This window comes from bacterium (genome assembly GCA_030685015.1).
Taxonomy (GTDB): domain Bacteria; phylum CAIWAD01; class CAIWAD01; order CAIWAD01; family CAIWAD01; genus CAIWAD01.
Map to the genome: position 1 here is coordinate 1 of JAUXWS010000073.1, position 18,522 is coordinate 18,522.

Annotated in this window: 17 protein-coding genes; 10 read left to right on the plus strand and 7 right to left on the minus strand. The window is 71.1% G+C overall.

Going from position 1 to position 18,522, the window contains the following annotated elements; genetic code table 11:
* Positions 1 to 782 precede the first annotated feature (782 nt).
* Positions 783 to 1,448 carry an isoprenoid biosynthesis glyoxalase ElbB gene (elbB, locus tag Q8O14_10670; protein ID MDP2361195.1) on the plus strand — a complete coding sequence of 222 codons (666 nt, stop codon included), beginning with the start codon at positions 783 to 785 and terminating at the stop codon, positions 1,446 to 1,448.
* Between the two features lie 71 nt (positions 1,449 to 1,519).
* On the plus strand, positions 1,520 to 2,758 hold the full coding sequence (locus Q8O14_10675; GenBank protein MDP2361196.1) for a sugar phosphate nucleotidyltransferase: 1,239 nt from the start codon (positions 1,520 to 1,522) through the stop codon (positions 2,756 to 2,758).
* 248 nt (positions 2,759 to 3,006) lie between these two features.
* On the opposite strand, the gene Q8O14_10680 is transcribed toward Q8O14_10675, so the two are convergent.
* Together Q8O14_10680 and Q8O14_10685 are read right to left on the minus strand one after the other, a co-directional pair.
* On the minus strand, positions 3,007 to 3,453 hold the full coding sequence (locus Q8O14_10680; protein ID MDP2361197.1) for a hypothetical protein: 447 nt from the start codon (positions 3,451 to 3,453) through the stop codon (positions 3,007 to 3,009).
* Positions 3,454 to 3,486: 33 nt separating this feature from the next.
* The gene (locus Q8O14_10685) at positions 3,487 to 3,939 is read right to left on the minus strand and encodes a hypothetical protein (protein ID MDP2361198.1); all 453 of its coding nucleotides are present in this window, start codon (positions 3,937 to 3,939) and stop codon (positions 3,487 to 3,489) included.
* A 104-nt stretch (positions 3,940 to 4,043) separates the two neighbouring features.
* Between Q8O14_10685 and ftcD the strand changes: the two genes are divergently transcribed.
* The 6 genes from ftcD to Q8O14_10715 all read left to right on the plus strand — a co-directional run bounded on the left by ftcD (position 4,044) and on the right by Q8O14_10715 (position 9,956).
* On the plus strand, positions 4,044 to 5,759 hold the full coding sequence (gene ftcD, locus Q8O14_10690) for a glutamate formimidoyltransferase (GenBank protein MDP2361199.1): 1,716 nt from the start codon (positions 4,044 to 4,046) through the stop codon (positions 5,757 to 5,759).
* The gene (locus tag Q8O14_10695; GenBank protein ID MDP2361200.1) at positions 5,756 to 6,370 is read left to right on the plus strand and encodes an RES family NAD+ phosphorylase; all 615 of its coding nucleotides are present in this window, start codon (positions 5,756 to 5,758) and stop codon (positions 6,368 to 6,370) included. The genes ftcD and Q8O14_10695 overlap by 4 nt, the downstream gene beginning before the upstream one ends.
* A 184-nt stretch (positions 6,371 to 6,554) precedes the next feature.
* Positions 6,555 to 6,881 (plus strand): DUF2384 domain-containing protein, encoded by a 327-nt coding sequence (locus Q8O14_10700; protein MDP2361201.1) that lies wholly within the window; start codon positions 6,555 to 6,557, stop codon positions 6,879 to 6,881.
* Positions 6,882 to 7,082: 201 nt separating this feature from the next.
* Positions 7,083 to 7,655 carry a bifunctional pyr operon transcriptional regulator/uracil phosphoribosyltransferase PyrR gene (pyrR, locus tag Q8O14_10705; GenBank protein ID MDP2361202.1) on the plus strand — a complete coding sequence of 191 codons (573 nt, stop codon included), beginning with the start codon at positions 7,083 to 7,085 and terminating at the stop codon, positions 7,653 to 7,655.
* A gap of 74 nt (positions 7,656 to 7,729) precedes the next feature.
* The gene (locus tag Q8O14_10710; protein MDP2361203.1) at positions 7,730 to 8,668 is read left to right on the plus strand and encodes an aspartate carbamoyltransferase catalytic subunit; all 939 of its coding nucleotides are present in this window, start codon (positions 7,730 to 7,732) and stop codon (positions 8,666 to 8,668) included.
* Positions 8,658 to 9,956: a dihydroorotase gene (locus Q8O14_10715; protein MDP2361204.1), complete on the plus strand. Its 1,299-nt coding sequence runs from the start codon at positions 8,658 to 8,660 to the stop codon at positions 9,954 to 9,956. The genes Q8O14_10710 and Q8O14_10715 overlap by 11 nt, the downstream gene beginning before the upstream one ends.
* A gap of 100 nt (positions 9,957 to 10,056) precedes the next feature.
* Here Q8O14_10715 and Q8O14_10720 read toward each other — a convergent pair whose 3' ends face one another.
* The 5 genes from Q8O14_10720 to ggt are packed head-to-tail and all read right to left on the minus strand — an operon-like array spanning position 10,057 to position 15,388.
* Positions 10,057 to 11,220: a succinylglutamate desuccinylase/aspartoacylase family protein gene (locus tag Q8O14_10720; protein ID MDP2361205.1), complete on the minus strand. Its 1,164-nt coding sequence runs from the start codon at positions 11,218 to 11,220 to the stop codon at positions 10,057 to 10,059.
* Between the two features lie 40 nt (positions 11,221 to 11,260).
* Complete coding sequence (locus Q8O14_10725; GenBank protein MDP2361206.1) at positions 11,261 to 11,416, minus strand: hypothetical protein; 156 nt, start codon at positions 11,414 to 11,416, stop codon at positions 11,261 to 11,263.
* A complete protein-coding gene (locus Q8O14_10730) occupies positions 11,413 to 12,729 on the minus strand; it encodes a TRAP transporter large permease subunit (GenBank protein ID MDP2361207.1) in 1,317 nt (438 codons plus the stop codon). Before Q8O14_10730 ends, Q8O14_10725 begins: the two co-directional genes overlap by 4 nt.
* The gene (gene pgsW / locus Q8O14_10735; protein ID MDP2361208.1) at positions 12,726 to 13,712 is read right to left on the minus strand and encodes a poly-gamma-glutamate system protein; all 987 of its coding nucleotides are present in this window, start codon (positions 13,710 to 13,712) and stop codon (positions 12,726 to 12,728) included. Before pgsW ends, Q8O14_10730 begins: the two co-directional genes overlap by 4 nt.
* Complete coding sequence (gene ggt, locus Q8O14_10740) at positions 13,709 to 15,388, minus strand: gamma-glutamyltransferase (protein ID MDP2361209.1); 1,680 nt, start codon at positions 15,386 to 15,388, stop codon at positions 13,709 to 13,711. Before ggt ends, pgsW begins: the two co-directional genes overlap by 4 nt.
* A 116-nt stretch (positions 15,389 to 15,504) precedes the next feature.
* On the opposite strand from ggt, the gene Q8O14_10745 reads away from it, so the two are divergent.
* Both Q8O14_10745 and uvrB read left to right on the plus strand, forming a co-directional pair.
* Entirely contained in the window at positions 15,505 to 16,119 is a 615-nt protein-coding gene (locus Q8O14_10745) for a hypothetical protein (protein ID MDP2361210.1), read from the plus strand.
* Positions 16,120 to 16,449: 330 nt separating this feature from the next.
* The coding region (gene uvrB / locus Q8O14_10750) for an excinuclease ABC subunit UvrB (protein ID MDP2361211.1) at positions 16,450 to 18,522 on the plus strand (2,073 nt) is incomplete at its 3' end.

Below are 18,522 nucleotides of genomic sequence, written 5' to 3' on the forward strand. Positions count from 1 at the left end.
ATGAGACATGGCTGCGTGAGGTGAAGGCCGAGGGCCAACCTGTGGTTGGCCCTCGGCCTGAACCAATCACCATGGGGACCGCATCAGGTGATAGGGCCCTCTGTGCGACGGCGGCCGTGAGGCCGCCTAGTTAGGGCCCTGCATGTCTTGGAGAGGGCTTTCTTTGGGCACCTTTCTTTCGCCCGTGAAAGAAAGGTGCGAGAGCGCGGCGCTGGCGCCGCAAGACCCGGTGCCACCACGCGTGACGAGGCCGAAATCAGGGCCTTGGGGCAAACCCCCATCCTGGCCTTCCCCCTTGCTGGGGAAAGGAGGTCTCCCGCGGTGAAGCCGAAGGCTGAACCACTTGCCATTGGCAGCCGGCTCATGTCATCCGGCCCTCTGTCCGACGCCCGCCGTGAGGCGGGCTAGTTAGGGCCGGTGATGTCTTGGAGAGGGCTTTCTTTGGGCACCTTTCTTTCGCCCGTGAAAGAAAGGTGCAAGAGCGCGGCGCTGGCGCCGCAAGACCCGGCGCCGCGACGCGCGACGAGGCCGAAGACAGGGATCAAGTCTGCGCAATGCCGCTTCGCGCGGGACGATTGGGCCGCTTGTTGGTGAAGGCCGAAGGCCTGAACCAATTGCCACGGTGTCCGCATCAGGTGCTAGGGCCCTCTGTCCGACGGCGGCCGTGAGGCCGCCTGGTTAGGGCCCTGCATGTCTTGGAGAGGGCTTTCTTTAGCGCGGCGCTTGGGATCCCAGCTTTCGCTGGGGTGACAGGGGCGTTCGCTGGGCGATGGGAGGGAATCATGGCCAAGAAGGTGGCGGGAGTGCTGGCCGGCTGCGGCTTCCTGGACGGCGCCGAGATCCAGGAGGCGGTGCTCACCCTGCTGGCCCTGGAGCGGCGGGGCCTGGCCATGGCCTGGTTCGCGCCGGACCAGGTCCAGGCCCATGTGGTGGACCACCGGGCCGGGCAACCGGTGGCGGGGGAGAGCCGCAACGTGCTGACGGAGAGCGCCCGCATCGTGCGGGGCGCCATCCAGCCCCTGGACCGGCTGGATCCGGCCGCCTTCGATGCGCTGGTGCTGCCCGGCGGCTTCGGCGCAGCCAAGAACCTGTGCAGTTTCGCCTTCGATGGGGCGGGCATGGCCGTGCTGCCGGAGCTGGAGCGCATCGTGCGGGCCTTCCATCAGGCGCGCAAGCCGCAAGGCTTCATCTGCATCGCGCCGGTGATCGCCGCCCGGGTGCTGGGGGCGGAGGGGGCGCGGCCGCGGGTCACCATCGGCCAGGACGCCGCCACGGCGGAGGCGATCCGCTCCTGGGGCGCCGAGCACGTGGACTGCGCCCCGGACGGGATCTGCCTGGATGAGCGCAACCGGCTGGTCAGCACCCCGGCCTGGAACGCGGCGGATTCCATTGTCCAGGTGGCGGCAGGCATCGATTTTCTGGTGGAGCGGTTGACGACATTGGATTGATCCCGGCGCCGCCCGAGGCGGGCGGAGGATCCGGCGCGGTCGACAAGGGCGGGAAGCAGAGGGGGGGTCGGATGGATCGGCTGGACCGGGTCGTCACGGTGATCCTGGGCGGTGGACGCGGCACGCGCCTGATGCCGCTCACCATGAAGCGCTCCAAACCCGCCGTCTCCTTCGGCGGCAAGTACCGCTTGGTGGACATCCCCATCAGCAACTGCCTGCACGCCGGGCTGGGCAAGGTCTTCGTGCTGACCCAGTTCAACAGCTACAGCCTCAATCGCCACGTCCAGTCCAGCTATGTCATGCGGGACTTCCGCGGCAGCTTCGTCGAGGTCTTCGCGGCCGAACAGACCCTGGACAATCCGGACTGGTTCCAGGGGACGGCCGACGCCGTGCGCCAGGTGATGCCCCACCTGCGCGCCTACCAGCCCACCCACGTGCTCATCCTTTCCGGCGACCAGCTCTACTCCATGAACCTGCGCGATTTCATCACCGCCCACATGGACTCGGCCGAGAGCATCACGGTGGCCACAACGGCGGTGGGGCGCGAGAGCGCCCGCGGTTTCGGCATCATGCGGACCAAGGGCGGCCGCATCACGGAGTTCGTGGAGAAACCCGGGGACGAGGCCCTGCTCGACAGCCTGGCCCAGCCCGACGGGCACTTCCTGGCCTCCATGGGCATCTATGTTTTCTGCTTCGACACCCTGGAGCGCCTCCTCACCACCCACCGCTCCTGCACGGACTTCGGGCGCGAGATCATCCCCGCCGCCCTCAAGGAGGAGCCGGTGCGCGCCTACCGCCATGAGGGCTACTGGGAGGACATCGGGACGATCCGCTCCTTCTACGAGGCCAACCTCATGCTCACCAAGCGCGTGCCCGAGGTGGAACTCTACGACCCGGAGCGCCCCATCTACACCAATGCCCGCTACCTGCCGCCCTCGCGCCTGTCCGGCTGCCAGGTGACGGACAGCCTCATCTGCGATGGCTGCTACATCAACGGGGCCCGCATCGAGCGCTCCATCATCGGCATCCGCTCCGTGATCGGCAACGACACCGAGATCACCGACTCCATCATCATGGGCGCCGACGAGTACGACTTCCGCAACCCGCCGCCCGGCAAGCTGCCCCAGGCCATCGGCCGCGGCGTGACCATCCGCCACGCCATCATCGACAAGGGGGCGCGCATCGGCGCCGACGTGCACCTGGTCAACGAGCGGGGATTGGAGGACTACACCGACGACTACGTCCACATCCGCGAGGGGATCATCGTGGTGCCGCGGGAGACGATGATCCCGTCGGGTTATCGCATCTAGCAGCTTGTCGGACTTGGCCGCTTCGCGGTCTTCATCGCCCCACCCGACGCTCGCGTCGGGCCTGTCGGTCCCATTCGACGCAGATTTCTTGCGAGCAAATACCATTACGCGACGCGAAATCTCCGCCGAATGGCCCTCGACATGGGCGCGAATCCCATCGAAGGCCCAAGCCCGAAAGGCTGCTAGCCTGTTTGCCTGGCCGGTCATGCATCCCACGGGCCCGGCTCCCCCGGCCGGGTCCGGCGCGATCAGGGGTGGCCGGGTCCAGTCGCGGGGCTGCTGTCCGTCCGGTGCAGGCCGGCCGACAGCCCCAGCGCCGTTCCCACCGCCAGATCCAGCCCGCCCAGCGCCGCCAGGCCCCAGGGGCTCTCCGCCGCCAGGAGCTTGAGCCAGCTGGAAAGGGCGATCATGGTCGCGATGAGCGCCAGCAGCCGCGGCTGGTAGACGCGCCAGGCCGGCACCCGTTCCCGCCCGCGCAGCCAGGCCACGTTGGCCGCCAGGATGCGCCGCATGACACGGCGTGCCTTGAACACGCCCAGGGCCAATCCCAATGGCAGCAACCAGGCGAAGTGCCCCGCGCCGAGGCCCAGGCCGAAGGCGCGGCTGAAGAGGCGCCAGGCGACCAGCAGGAGGATGAGGCTGGCCAGGCGCAGGACCCAGCCGCCCGCCACGATCAGGGTGTGTCCACTCAGCATGAAGGAAGGTGCAGCGGCGGCGGGGGCGGAATGTCAGGGGGATGTCGGACCGGGCCTCCCGCCGGTTGGCCGGGCCAGGCTCCCCTCGCCGGCTGCCGAGTAGATGCCCGCCGAGGCCAGCAGCGCGGCGGCGATGGCCAGGTCCATGGCGCCAAGCAGGGCGGTGGGCAGCGCCCGGCCGGCGAAGATCTGGCGCAGCCAGGCCATCAGCATGACCATGGCGGCGATGAAGGCGAAGAGCTGGGGCGGGTAGAGCTGCCAGGGCCAGAGGCGGCCGCGGTGGGCGAGCAGGCGGTCCCGGTTCGCCACCATGCGGCGGCGCATGACGAAGCGGGCCTTGCCCCAGCCCCCGGCCGCCGCCAGGGGCAGCAGCCAGGCGAGGAGGACGGGCTCCAAGCCCAGCTGGAGGGCCTGGCGGAGCAGGACGCCCGTCTTCCACAGCAGGGAGAGCGCGCCCAGGCGCAGGATCCAGCCGCCCAGCCTCACCAAATGGATTCCACTCACACCGCCCCCAATTTTGGCGCAACGTAGCATTGCCCCCGGCCTGGATGCGGCGGGATGACGAGCGGCTCCTTACCTTGCAGGCCGCCATGCAGATAGATCCGGAGGAAGCCATGCCCGCCATCGTCGAGTGCGTCCCCAACTTCTCGGAGGGCCGCGACCGCGCCAGGATCGACCAGATCACCGCCGCCATCGCCGCCGTGCCCGGAGTCACCTTGCTGGATGTGGATCCCGGCGCCGCCACCCATCGCACCGTCGTCACCTTCACCGGGGATCCCGACAGCGTGCTGGAGGCGGCCTTCCAGGCCATCAAGACCGCGGCCGAGACCATCGACATGCGGCGCCACCAGGGCGAGCACGCGCGCATGGGCGCCACCGACGTCTGCCCCTTCGTGCCGGTCTCGGGGATCAGCATGGCGGAGTGCGCGGCCCTGGCCGAGCGGCTGGGGGAGCGGGTGGGCCGCGAGCTGGAGATCCCCGTCTACCTCTACGAGCAGGCCGCCCGCAGCGAGCAGCGGCGCAATCTGGCCGAAGTGCGCGCCGGCGAGTATGAGGGCCTGGGCCAGAAGCTGGCCGACCCCGCCTGGCGGCCCGACTTCGGCCCCGCCATCTTCGGCGAGCGCCAGCAGCGCACGGGCGCCACCGTCATCGGCGCGCGGCCCTTCCTCATCGCCTGGAACTTCAATCTCAACACCCGCGACGCGGCGCGCGCCCACGACGTGGCCATCACCCTGCGCGAGAAGGGCCGCCTGGCCAAGGATGCCCAGGGCAAGATCCTCAAGGACGCCGCCGGCAACAAGCTGCGCCAGCCGGGCCGCCTGCCCGCCACCAAGTGCGTGGGCTGGTACATCCCTGAATTCCGCCGCGCCCAGATCAGCATGAACCTGACCGACTTCCGCGTCACGCCCATGGCCGTCGCCTTTGATGCGGCGGTGGAGGAGGCGGCCAAGGCGGGTTTGCGCGTGACGGGGGCGGAGGTCGTCGGCCTGGTGCCGCTGGAGGCCCTGCTCGAGGCGGGCCGCCATTACCTGGCCAGGCAGGGGCGCTGCACGGGCCAGAGCGAGGCCGAGCTGCTGGAGACGGCGGTGCAGAGCATGGGCCTCTCCGAGCTTTACCCCTTCAAGGCCGAGGAGAAGGTGGTGGACTACCGCGTGTCCCGACGGAGCGGCCGCCTGGTGGACCTGGACCTGGGCGCTTTCGCCGACCTGCTCGCCTCCGACGCCCCAGCCCCCGGCGGCGGCTCCACGGCCGCCCTCTGCGGCGCGTTGGGGGCGGCCCTGGCCGCCATGGTGGCCAACCTGACCCACGGCAAGAAGGGCCTGGGCCGGCATGACGAGGAGATGGACCGCGTGGCGGCGGAGGGACAGCGCCTCAAGGCGCGCTTCCTGGGGCTCATGGACGAGGACACGGAGGCCTTCGCCGCCGTGATGGCCGCCATGAAGCTGCCCAAAGGGAGCGACGAGGAGAGAGCCGTCCGCGGCGCCGCCCTGGAGGAGGCCAACCGGCACGCCACGCTCATCCCTTTCCAGGTGGTGGAGCTGTGCGGCCCGGCCCTGGAGCTGGCCGTCGCCGTGGCCGCGCGCGGCAATCCCAACAGTCTGTCCGACGCCGGCGTGGCCGCCCTCTGCCTGGGCAGCGCCTGCGATGGCGCGGCCATGAACGTGCGCATCAATCTGGCGGGCATCGCCGACAAGGCCTGGGCGGAAGAGATGGACCGCCGCGCGCGCGGGTTGCAGGAGGCCCTCCACGCCCGGCGCACGCCGCTGCTGGCCGCCATCGAGGAGCGGCTGGCCTTTCGCGGATGACCTCACAGCCGAAGTTTCAAGCGGCCCGGCCTGATGCTGACAAGGCCCTGCGGGGACGGATCCTGGCCTGTCTGCCCCATGCCATGGCATTTGACGGGGTGGGCTTCCGTTCCGTCGGCATGAAGTACGCCACGGAAGGGGATCTGCTTTCCGGCCATGGAGCAAGCTGCTACGGCGGTCGGTGGAATCCACCCGGGATGCGCGCCGTGTACGTCTCCTTGAGTCCTGTCACTGCCGTCAAGGAGGCCTACCAGCTCTTCCTGCGCAACGGCATTTCTGCTGCCCAGATTCGTCCGCGCGTGCTGGCCGGCCTTCACCTTCGCGTGCAACGCCTCCTGGATCTGACAGACACCTCGGTGCGCCGCCGGGTGGGTTTCCGCCTGCGCGACCTGTTGGAGGAATGGGCCGCCATCCAGCACCAGGGAGGTGAGGCCGGGACTCAAAGCGTGGGCCGGTGTGCCTTCGAGCTTGGTTTCGAGGGACTACTGGCACCCTCGGTCCAAGATCCACATGGAAGCAACTTGGTGGTGTTTCCAGAGCGCTTGCTGCCGGGAAGCGAGCTGCTGGTGATGGCCGCCGGCGACTTGCCTCCACATCCTCTGGCCTGTTGACTGCATGCAGTCTTGCATGAAATTTTGCTTGCAAATTTTCATGTAAAAGAGCACATTCGACTTGAGGCAATGGATATGGGGGTGTAGCATGGCAGGCAGAGCAAAAGCGACGGGAACGGCCGAACCCTTGGCCCAAGCCTATGGAGTGGCTGTGCCGGGCATGCACGGTGTCCAGGTGGTCACGGTGGGCCGGGAGACCAAGCTGGAACTGCGCCATCTGCTGGGGCTGGCGCGCGAGGCTTTCGGGCGCTTGGTGGATGTGTCCGTGCGCACTTTGGCCGAAGTGGAAAGCAAGGGAACCCGAGTCGACAAGCTTCAGCGCAACTATCTTGAGGTGAAGCGTTTGTGCGACGCGCTGGGTGAAGTCATGGAACCCGCCGCGTTGGGTCGCTGGCTCACCCTGCCCAACGAGGCCTTCGGCGGCCTGAAACCCCTCGAGGTCATCGAGCGCGGCGAGATCGACCGATTGTGGGAACTGGCCTTCCGCCTGCGCGCGGGCCTGCCGTCCTGAGGCGGCCCGTCCCGGACCTTGCTCCTCAGGCCCGGATCCGGCATCTTGGGCCCGGTCGCGACCCCGCGCCGCACCCTTTAACCCGGTCCCGCGAGGCCCCAAGGGAGTCGCCATGAAGACCTGCATCCGCCTGACAACCACCGGAGCGCCCTGGGCGCCTCCGGTTTTTTTCATGCCGGTCCGCCGGCGAGAGGAGGGGGCATGAGCTTCCGGCGCAAGGCCCAGCTGGTGGACGAGGCGGGGCTGGCCCGCACCGTCACGCGGCTGGCCCACGAGATCATCGAGAAGAACCGGGGGGTGGAGGGCCTTGCCCTGGTGGGCATGCAGACCCGCGGCGTCTTCCTGGCGCGGCGCCTGCACGAGCGCATCCGCGAGATCGAGGCGGGCCGCCTGCCCGCCGGCGGCCTGCCCTTGGGCAGCCTGGACGTCACCTTCTACCGGGACGACTGGCGCATGAAGCTCAAGCAGCCCGAGGTGCAGGCCACGGACATCGACTTCGACATCCACGGCCTGAACCTGGTGCTGGTGGATGACGTGCTCTTCACCGGACGCACGGTACGCGCCGCCCTGGACGCCCTGATGGATCTGGGTCGTCCGGCCCGCATCCAGCTGGCCGTGCTGGTGGACCGGGGCCACCGCGAGCTGCCCATCCGACCGGATTTCACGGGCAAGAACGTGCCCACCTCCATCGGCGAGGAGGTGCGCGTCAAGCTGAAGGAAGTGGACGGCGAGGAGGGCGTGTGGCTGGTGGAGAGAGTGGGGGAGGAGGCATGACCGGGCTTCAGGAACAGCTCCGCCGCGGCGCGGAGGAGGAGCGGGCGGGCGGCGGGTCCGCCGTGGGCGGGGGCATCGCCGGCCTGCGCCACAAGCATCTGCTGGGTCTGGAGGACTACAGCGCCGAGGAGATCCATCTCATTCTTGACACGGCGGAGAGCTTCCTCGAGGTGCTGGAGCGCCCCATCAAGAAGGTGCCCACCCTGCGCGGCATCACCGTGGTCAACCTCTTCTTCGAGAACTCCACCCGCACCCGCATCTCCTTCGAGATGGCCGAGAAGCGCCTCTCGGCCGACACGGTGAACTTCAGCGCCTCGTCCAGCAGCACGCAGAAAGGCGAGACCCTGCGCGACACGGCGGCCAACATCGAGGCGATGAAGATCGACGCCGTGGTCATGCGCCACAGCGCGCCGGGCTCCTGCCTCTTCCTTAGCCGCTGTCTGGAGAGCGTCATCATCAACGCCGGCGACGGCGCCCACGAGCACCCGACCCAGGCCCTGCTCGACCTCCTCACCCTGCGCCGCCGCCTGGGCAGCCTGGCGGGGAAGCGCGTCACCCTGGTGGGGGACATCCTGCACAGCCGCGTGGCCCTGAGCAACATCTACGGCCTGCAGAAGCTGGGGGCCAGGGTCCAGGTCTGCGGACCAGCCCCCCTCATCCCCCGCCACATCCAGGACCTGGGGGTGGAGGTCTTCTGGAACGTGGAGGAGGCGATCGAGCAGAGCGAGGTGCTCAACGTGCTGCGCATCCAGCTGGAGCGGCACAACGCCCACCACTTCCCCAGCCTGCGCGAATACCACGAGGAGTTCGGGGTGACGGCCGACCGGCTGGACCGTCACGCCGCCGATGATCTCCTCATCCTGCACCCCGGCCCCATCAACCGCGGCGTGGAAATCGCCTCCGACGTGGCCGACGGCGGGCGCAGCGTCATCCTGGAACAAGTGACCAACGGCGTGGCGGTGCGCATGGCCGTCCTCTACCTGCTGCTGGGAGGCAAGACCCGTGAGCACTGAGCTGAACCTGATCGAGGGCGCCCGCCTGCTGCTCAAGGGCGCCCGCCTGCTGGATCCGGCCACCGGCCTGGACGCGGTGGAGGACCTGCTCATCGAGGACGGCCTCATCGCCGCCCGCGGCCCCGGGCTTGAGGCCGAGGACGCCGAGGTGCTGGAGCTGGAGGGACTGCTCGTCGTGCCCGGCTTCGTGGACCTGCGCGCCCGCTTCGGCGAGCCCGGCCACGAGGACCGCGAGACGATCGAAAGCGGCCTGGACGCGGCGGCGGCGGGCGGCTACACGGCGGTCTGCCTCACGCCGGAGAACGAGCCGGCGGGCGACACGGCGGGGGCGATCGAGTTCCTCCTGGCCCGCGCCGAGGAGCATCCCGTCACCCTCCTGCCGCTGGGGGCCGTCACCCAGGGGCTGAAAGGCGAGCGGCTGGCCGACCTGGGCGAGCTGGCCCGCGCCGGCGTGGCCGGCTACTGCGAGGGCAACCGCGGCCTCAGGGGCGCCGCCGCCCTGCGCGGCGCGCTGAGCTACAGCCGCATGTTCGGCCTGCCCCTCTTCGAGCTGGCGCGCGATGCCAGTTTCGAGGGAGGCCACGTGCACGAGGGTCTCGCCAGCCTGCGCATGGGCCTCAAGGGCACGCCGCGCCTGGCCGAGGACCTGGGCGTGCAGCTGGGCATCCGCGTCGCCGAGTACGAGGAGGCCCGCCTGCACCTGCAGCTGATCAGCACGCGGGAGAGCATCGCCCTGCTGCGCGCCGCCAAGGCGCGGGGCGCGCTGGTGACGGCCGATTGCAGCCCGCAGCATCTGGCCCTGAGCGATGGGCGCTGCCTGGACTACGACCCGGCCGCCCGGCTGCTGCCGCCCCTGCGCCCCGAGGAGGACCGCCTTGCCCTGGTCGCCGCCGCCGCCGCCGGGGTGTTGGACGCTGTCTGCAGCGACCACCGGCCCGCCGAGTTCGACGACCTGGACAAGGAGTACCCCTTCGCCCCCTTCGGCTGCGCCTCCCTCGAGACGGCCTTCGCCGTGGCCCACCGCGCCCTCGTGGAGAGCGGCGCCTGCGACCTGGAGCGCCTCCTGGAGTTGTTCAGCGCCGGTCCCCGCCGCATCCTGGGGCTGCCCCCGGCCGGCTTCGAAGCGGGCACGCCCGCCGAGCTGACCCTGCTCGACCTGGCCTGCTCCTGGACCTACCGCGGCGCCGAGGCGCTCACCCTGGGCGTCAACAGTCCCTGGGAAGGCGTCGCCTTCACCGTGCGCCCGGCGGGGATGGTCAACGGCCGCTACGCCGCCCTGCGGGGCTGATCCGGTCTCCGGCCCCGCCTCGGGCGAACCGCTGATCCACGATGCGGAGGGGGGACGGGCCGGACTCGACCTGCCCGGCAATCTCCCGCGGCTGGCCGGGTCAGGGGGCGGGGGCCAGCCAGGGGGAGAGGCCGCGCTCGAGCAGCTCGGGCAGTTCGGGCAAGCCTGCGTAGCGGATGGCCTTGTCCGGCTGAAGGGTCCCCAAGGCCAGGCACAGCTCCCGCACCGCCTCCAGGTGTCGGCCCACCCGCAGCGTGAGGGGCAGGCCGGTGGAGTCCACCGGCACCTTGTTCATGCCCGGGATGGCCGCCGCCGCCTGGTAGCAGGGGTCGTCGCCGGCCAGGATCTGGCGGGCGTCGGTGCGGCCGCGCAGGCGGCCCTGGCCGGGGTTGGCCGTCTCGAGCAAGGTGGCGAGCAGGCCGGGCACGGCGTCCCCCAGTTCGCGGTGGCTGAGGCCGCGCAGCCGGGGCGGCGAGGGTTCCAGCGTGATCTGGATCTCCTTCATGGCGAGGCCGAACACCGCCTCGGCGGCCAGCTCGCCCGCCGCCTCGTGGGCCACCACGGCATTGACCACCGGGTACTCGATGGCCGCCTCGTGCAGGTCGATGAGGAGGTCGATCCCCTCGCGCTCGATCAGGCGCCGGATGGCCCAGGCCACCTGTTCGGTGAAGCAGCCATCGGCCCGGCCGGGGAAGCTGCGGTTGAGGTTGCGCACCTCGTTGCCGCTGAGGGCCTGCCCGCTGGGCCGGTGGATGGTGATCTCGGGGTCGGGCCACTGGTCGAGCGGGTTGGTGCCGCGTCCCCCCACCCGGAAAGCGCGCGGCCGACCGTCGGCGGCGGGCAGGACGATGAGCTGGGGCGTGCCCTCCTGGGGATCCGTCGCCGTGAAGGCGGAGGCGTTGGCCCGGGGCAGGACCCAGATCTCGCCCTGCTCCACCTGCAGGTTCTCCACGAGCAGGACGGCCGCCAGGTGCCCGGCCGGTTCGTTGGGATGGGATCCGCCCAGCACCAGCACGCGGCCGCCCGGCACGGCGCCGGCGAAGCGGAAGAGCTCCGTGTCACCCCGGGTGCCGGCCAGGGCCGGGTGCCAGTCCGCCAGCCGGTGCTGCCCGGCCAGGCCTGGACCGGGGAAGAGCGGCTCCACCCGGCGCTGGGCGAGGAAATCCCGCCCCGCCGCCCAGGCCAGGAGCGCGACCCCCGCCAGCAGCAGGCCGCGCCGCCCCCAACTCCCGGTGTTCTGCCGCGCCCCGTTCGCCTTCATCATTCCTTCGCCGTTGTTGAGCAGGTCCGCCCGGGCCGCCCGCTCACTTGATGAGCAGCACCCGCAGGAGGAAGGGCACCAGGACGAGGGCGGCCGTCGCCGCCTCGCGCCAGGAGGCCTCCCGCCGCCACAGCTCGGCCAGGCAGCCCAGGGCCAGCAGGCCGGCCAGGGCCCAGTAGATCCAGAAGAGGAGCTTCATCGTCCCCCCAGCCAGTCGGCCATCGGTCCGCCGAAGTAGATCAGCGCCAGGGCCCACAGGCCGATGGCGAGGGCGGGCAGCAGACAGACGCGCAGCACTCTGAGGTAGTCCGGCTCGTCCACCACCTGCGCCGCGAAGATGCCTGAGAGCGCCGTGGGCGGCATCAGGTCGCCCAGGGCGGCCAGCAGCGAGAGGCCGGCCCCCACCCAGATCTCGGGCCGGCCCAGCATGGCCAGCAGGAAGGGGACGCCCAGCACGCTGGCGCTGCCGAAGGCGCTCACGGCCCCGAAGAGGGGCAGGCCGGCCAGCATGCCCAGCCAGGCGGCCCACTCGGGCAACTGCAGCACGGCGATGACGAGGCCGCCCCGCAGGCCGCTCACGGTCATGATCTGGATGAAACAGCCCACGCCCACGAGGATGGCCATCACGGGCAGGGCCTGGCGCAGGGCGGCGCGGGCCACGTCCAGCGGGCGCAGGCGCTCGCCCACCCGCAAGCCCAGCAGGGAGGCCAGCACGAAGATGAGCGGCAGGCCGAGGGAGGGGAAGTGGCCAGGCCAGAGGCGCGGGCCGCCCATCAGCACGAGGACGAGGAGGACGGGCAGGAGCAGGCGCCAGCCGTGGCGCTGCCAGGGTCCGGGGTCGAGGCCGGCCAGGGCGGCCTCCGGGTCGCCCCGCCGCAGTGGACCCCAGCCCAGCCAGAGCGCGATGAGCACCAGCGGCGGCACGCTGAGGAGGAGGAGGGGCAGGGTGAAACCCAGATAAGGCATGTCCACCCCGCCGCCGATGATCATGACGGGCAGGTTGACCGGCGGCGCCACCATGCCGAGCAGGGCGGCCAGGGCGATGAAAGCGCCCACCCTGCGGCGGTCCATGCCCATGCGCAGCATGGGCGGCGCGGCGATGGCGCCGGTCGTCAGGACGCTGGCCGTGGTGAGGCCGGTGAGGGTGCCGGGGAAGGCGACGAAGGCGGCCAGCAGCACGGCCAGCAGGGCCGGGCGCCGGCCCAGGCGGGCCAGGATCAGCCAACTGAGCGAGGCGAGCAGACCGTTGCCTTCGATCACCTTCATGAACAGCAGGGCGGTGGCCATGATCAGGATGGGATCGATGTAGATGAATCCCCCTTCGACCAGATGGCGCCAGACCGAGCTGCCGGGCTCGACCAGGCCGCCCTGCGTCGTGGTCCACAGCGGCAGGCCCGTCACCAGGCCCCCCGCCAGCGCCGCGGCGGCCAGGGCGAGACCCAGGGGCCAGCGCCGCCAGAGGAAGAGCGCGACGAAGATGAGGAGCATGACGCCCAGCGGCCACAAGGTCACGGCCGCCTCGCGGGGCGGGCGGCGGGCCGGCAGTCCTTGGCCACCGCGGCCGGCGTGCGCGCCTCGCGGGGTGGCACGGGCAGGCCCCAACGCTTGGCCAGGCGCACGATGTCGCTCAAGTGCAGGACAGGCAGGCCCTCCTGCCAATAAAGCTGCATGACGCCGACCGTGCCCGCCTCCCCCTCGCCCTGCTGGACATGGGGGGCGTACTCGGCACCCAGCAGGCCGCCCGGCACCTGGCGCCCGAAATCGTTGCCGCCCAGCACGGCGTGGTTGCCGCCGATGTTGATGAGGAGGGCGAGGTGGGAGCGTGGCCCGAAGACCTCCCGCCGCAACTCGACCGCCTGATGCAGGTTGGTGGGGTGGAGGCTCTCCCCGTGGGGACGCAGGGCGGCCCCGGCCGCGCGCACAGCCTCCAGCGTCAAGCCGTTGAGACGGTCGCCGCTGCCTCCCGGCGTCACCACCATGGAGCCCATGCGCAGCAGGCTCCGTTCGCGCAGCCAGTCCTCCACCAGCGGCCAGTTGAAGCCGGGCTCGTTGGCGCCGAAAGTGGAGGCGCCCAGGCTGGAGACGCAGCGATAGGGGATTCCGCCCGCCTCGAGGGTGAGGAGGACGGCCAGGTTGAGTCCGGGGAAGGAACCGGTCATGGCCACGGCCACCGTGTCGGCGGGGCCGATGCCCAGGCTGTCGAGCAGGCAGGCCACCACCCGGCACCAGCCGCTCTGGGCCGCCGCCAGCTTGGCGTCGAGCTGGCCCAGGGAGGTGGTGAGGAGGCCGTCCTCGGATCCGATCAAGCCGCTGAGGGCCGGGTCCAGCGCCTCCGACCAGGAGCCGGAGGCCCGTCGCTGGGCCAGCACCCAGCCGCTGGCCTCGAGCCAGGCATCCTCCGCCTGGCGGACCTGGCGCGGCGTGAAGGCGCCGGCGGCCAGGGAGGCGAGACCTGCCAGGAGCAGGACCGGCAGGAGGACGGCGTGGCCCCTCACGGCGTCCGGGCCTCCACGGCGCGGCCGTCGCGGCGGGGATCGGCGGCTCCGATCAGCGAGCCGCCCGCCACCGGCGCGGAGCGGATGCCATGGGCGCCACCGAAGAAGGTGTCGTAGGGACCCATGGGGTAGAGGCGGTAGCCGATCCCCTCCAGGGCCGCCGTGGTCTCGGCCGGGAAGCGCGGCTCGATGACCAGGGTCGTGCCCGCCGGATACCAGCGGGGGGCGTCCATCGCCTCCTGGAGGGACTGCCCCAGCGCGAGATGGCGCAGCAGGATCTCCACCATCGTCGAAGGAATGCGCAATCCGCCCGGCGTGCCCAGGCAGAGGAGGGGCGACCCGCCCTCCAGCACGATCATGGGCGCCATGCTGCTGCGCGGCCGCTTGCCCGGCTCCGGCAGGTTGGGGCTGTCCCCCTCCCAGCTGAAGTCGTCCATCTGGTTGTTGAGCAGGATGCCGTCCACCAGCAGGCCGGCCCCGAAGAAGTAGTTGATGCTCTGGGTCAGGCTCACCACGCCCCCCTCGCCGTCCCAGACCGAGATGTGGGTCGTGTTGCCCATGTCCCGCCGCTGGTCGGCGGGAGCCTCCCAGTAGGGCCGCGAACCCAGGGCCGGCCACACGGCCTGGATGGCGTCCGGATGGATGCGGGCCAGGGCGGCGCGGGCCAGATCGGGCGCCAGCAGGCTGTCCACCGGCGTGGCGTGGAAGGCCGGATCGGCGCAATGGCGGGCGCGATCGCGCAGGGCCTTGCGCAGGGCTTCGCTGATCACGTGGATGCGTCCCGCCTCGTCCAGGGCCGACAGGTCGAGGGGCTCCAGGATCTCCAGGGTCTGCATGGCGGCCAGGGCGCCGCTGGCGGGCGGGGGCGCGCCCACCAGGGTGTGGCCGCGCCATTGGCTGCGGAGCGGCTCACGGACGATGGCCTGGTAGGAGGCCATCTCCCCGGCCGTCAGCCAGCCGCCCGCGTCGCGCACGGCCGCGGCGATCGCTTCCCCGCGGCGGGCGGGGAAGGCGGCGAAGCCCCCGGCGGCGATCTCCTCGAGGGCGCGGGCCAGCCCCGGATTGCGCAGGCTGTCCCCCTCCATGGGCGGCAGGCCGGTGGGGAGGAAGAGGGCGGTGAAGCTGCTGTCCGTCAGGAACTGGCCGGCCCGCTCGCCGATGAGGGCGGCCAGGGAGGGACTGACCGGGAAGCCGTCCCGCGCCAAGCGGATGGCGGGGGCGGCGAGGCGGTCCAGGGGCAGGCGGCCATGCCGTTCATGGAGCAGGCCCAGACCGGCGGCGGCGCCCGGCACGGCCACGGCCGTGCCGCCGCGGGAGCGGGCGGTGTGGAGCGTGTCGGCCGGATCGAAAAAGACCTCCACCCTCAGGTCGCGCGGGGCCTCCTCGCGGTAGTCGATGGACTCGATGGTCCCGATTGGCGAGCGCACCAGGGCGAAGCCGCCGCCGCCCAGACCCGAGGCCTGCGGCTCGACCACGGCCAGGACCAGGGCGACCGCCACGGCCGCGTCGGCCGCCGTGCCACCCTCCTCCAGCACCGCGGCTCCGGCCTCGGCCGCCAGGGGATGGGCCGCCACCACCATGGCGGGCGCCGCCTCCGTCCCATGACACAGCCCGAACAGGAGACACCAAGCCTTCAGCGGCCAATTGGACCGCGCCTGTCGCGTGAAATGGGCCATCATCCTCCCCGCATCTGGAAGTCCGTGCCGGCACGTCCGCCCAGGCCGCGCCCGGCTTGTCCATCATAGCAAAGGGGCTGGCCATTGGCTTTGTACATTGCGGCCAAGGAGGAGACATGAAAGCCCTTGCCGCCTTGTCCCTGGCCGCCTGCCTGCTGGCGGTCCATCCAACCGGGAGCCGGGCCGTCGAGCTGACGCCCCGCTCCCAGGACCCCCGCGACGTGGCGCGCGTGACCAGTCGCCAGGCCAGACCGATCCTCGTCTTTCCGGCGGAGGAGGCCTGGACCCTGGCCGAGCATCACGCCGAGCCCCGTCTCATGACCCGCAGCTTCGTGGCCGGCCAGCCGGCGGGCGAACCGGGCGTGGATTTCGCCACCATCACCCTGATGCGCGGCATCTGGGAGGCGGACTTCGACCGGGTGCAGCGCCTGTTCGGGCAGAAGCTGGGCGCCGAGTGCGCGGAGCCGCAGGCCAGCCAATGGTTCGACACGATGGATCCCATCCCCCGTCGCCTCATCGTCTGGACCTGCCCGTCGGCCGATCCGCCTTTCGCCATCCTCCAACTGCTCATCCAGGGACCGGACGACCTCTTCAGCGTCGAACTCTACAGCCGCTCCGGCCTCCCGGCCGAGGGTCTTCTCGTGCGCTGGGCGGAGTGGCTGAAGGAGATCGCCTTGTGTGATCGCGGCGCGGGCGGTGCGCCCTGTCCGCCCGGCAACTGGGACGAGTGAGGCGCGGGAGTCCGGCGGGCTCGACCACTTTGCCTGCGTGGCTGCGCCTTGCGCCGAGCGAAGTGGGCGCATCATCATCCGGCCTTCCCCGCGCCCGGCCACCCTCCACCGGCCTGGACGGGCGATGTCCTCTTGCCCGGGCCCACCTGACAGCGGATGTCAACATGTCAGCCGCCCGCGGCACGGCTTCCCCGCTCGCTTTGCGAGGGGGCCGATTTTCTGTTATCTTCCTTCCGCACAAGGAAGTTGTTGGCAGACGGTTCCTTCCGCCCTGTCCGAAGGCCGCCCGCGCGGCCCCGGCGGGAGCGGAGGCCGGGTCAGGAAGGGCGGATGAGCGACACCTTCACCCTGGTGAGTGACTTCGCCCCATGCGGGGATCAGGGAGAGGCCATCCGCCAGCTCGTGGAAGGCTTCGCCGGCGCCGCGCCAGGCGCGGGCAGGGCCCAGGTCCTGTTGGGCGTGACCGGCTCGGGCAAGACCTACACCGTGGCGCAGACCATCGCGCGGCTGGGGCGGCCCACCCTCGTCCTCTCCCACAACAAGACCCTGGCCGCCCAGCTCTACGGCGAACTGAAGGGCTTCTTTCCGCGCAATGCCGTCGAGTTCTTCATCAGCTACTACGACTACTACCAGCCCGAGGCCTATCTCCCGGCCAGCGACACCTACATCGAGAAGGACTCGTCCATCAACGCCGAGATCGACCGGCTGCGGCTCAAGGCGACCAGCTCGCTCATCGAGCGGCGGGACGTCATCATCGTCGCCAGCGTGTCGGCCATCTACGGCCTGGGCAATCCCGAGGAGTACCGCAAAGGCCTGGTGGTGGTGCGCGCCGGGGAACCGATCCAGCGACGCGAGCTGCTGCGCGGCCTGGTGGACATCCACTACACGCGGGCCCCGGCACAGTTGGAGCGCGGCACTTTCCGCGTCAACGGCGACGTGCTGGAGATCCAGCCCGCCTACGAGGAGACGGCGCTCCGTCTGGACACCTTTGGCGACGAGCTGGAGCGCATCCAGGTGATCAATCCCCTCACGGGCGAGGTGCTGGGGGAGAAGCCCGCCGCCGCCATCTACCCGGCCAAGCACTTCGTCACGGACCGTGGCAGCCTGGAGCGCGCCGCCGCCTCGATCGAAGCCGAGCTGGCGGAGCGGCTGGGGGAGCTGGAGCGGGCCGGCCGCGCCGTGGAGGCCCACCGCCTGCGCCAGCGGACGCGCTTCGACCTCGAGATGATGCTGGAGATCGGCTACTGCTCGGGCATCGAGAACTACAGCCGGCACCTGGACAGCCGCGCCCCCGGCTCGCGCCCCTCCTGCCTGCTGGACTACTTCCCCTCCGACCTGCTGGTTGTGGTGGACGAGAGCCACGCCTCGCTGCCCCAGCTGCGCGCCATGTACCGGGGCGACCGCATGCGCAAGGAGACGCTGGTCGAGCATGGTTTCCGCCTGCCCAGCGCCCTGGACAACCGGCCCCTCACCTTCGAGGAGTTCGAGGCGCTGGCCCCCGACCTGCTCTTCGTCAGCGCCACGCCGGCGGACTACGAGCTGGCGCGCGCCGGCGGGGCCTATGTCGAGCAGCTCATCCGGCCCACCGGCCTGCTTGACCCCGAGATCATCCAGCGGACGACGGAGGGGCAGGTCGAGGATCTGGCCGAGGAGATCGGCCGCTGCGCCGAGGCCGGGGAGCGTGTCCTCGTCACCACGCTGACCAAGCGCATGGCCGAGGATCTGGCCGCCTTCCTGGGCCGCCGGGGCATCCGGGTGCGCTACCTGCACAGCGACATCGAGAGCCTGCGCCGCGTCGAGCTGGTGCGGGACCTGCGCCTGGGCGTCTTCGACGTGCTGGTGGGCGTCAACCTGCTGCGCGAGGGGCTCGACCTGCCCGAGGTCAGCCTCGTCGCGGTGCTGGACGCCGACAAGGAGGGCTTCCTGCGCAGCGCCCGCAGCCTCTTCCAGATCACGGGACGGGCCGCCCGCCACCTGCAGGGCCGCGTCATCCTCTACGCCGACTCCACCAGCCCGGCCATGGCCCAGGTCATCGCCGAGACGGCCCGCCGGCGGGTGATCCAGGCGGCCTGGAACGAGGCGAACGGCGTCACGCCGCGCTCGGTGCGCAAGACGGAGGCGGAGATCCGCGCCACCACCACCGTCCTGGACGAGGCCCGCCGCATCGAGGAGTACGACCGCGGGTCCTCCCGGGCGCGCCGCGTGGCGGAGGGCGGGGCCCTCTACGCCGGCCTGGAGGACTGCCGCGACCGCGAGTTGCTGCACAGCCTGATGGAAGAGGCCGCCGCCCGCCTGGATTTCGAGCAGGCCGCCCTCTTGCGCGACCGTCTGCGCGCCGTGGAGGCGGAGGAGGGGCCGGGCGCCGCAGCGGCGGGCGCCGTGCCGGCGGGCGCCGTGCCGGCG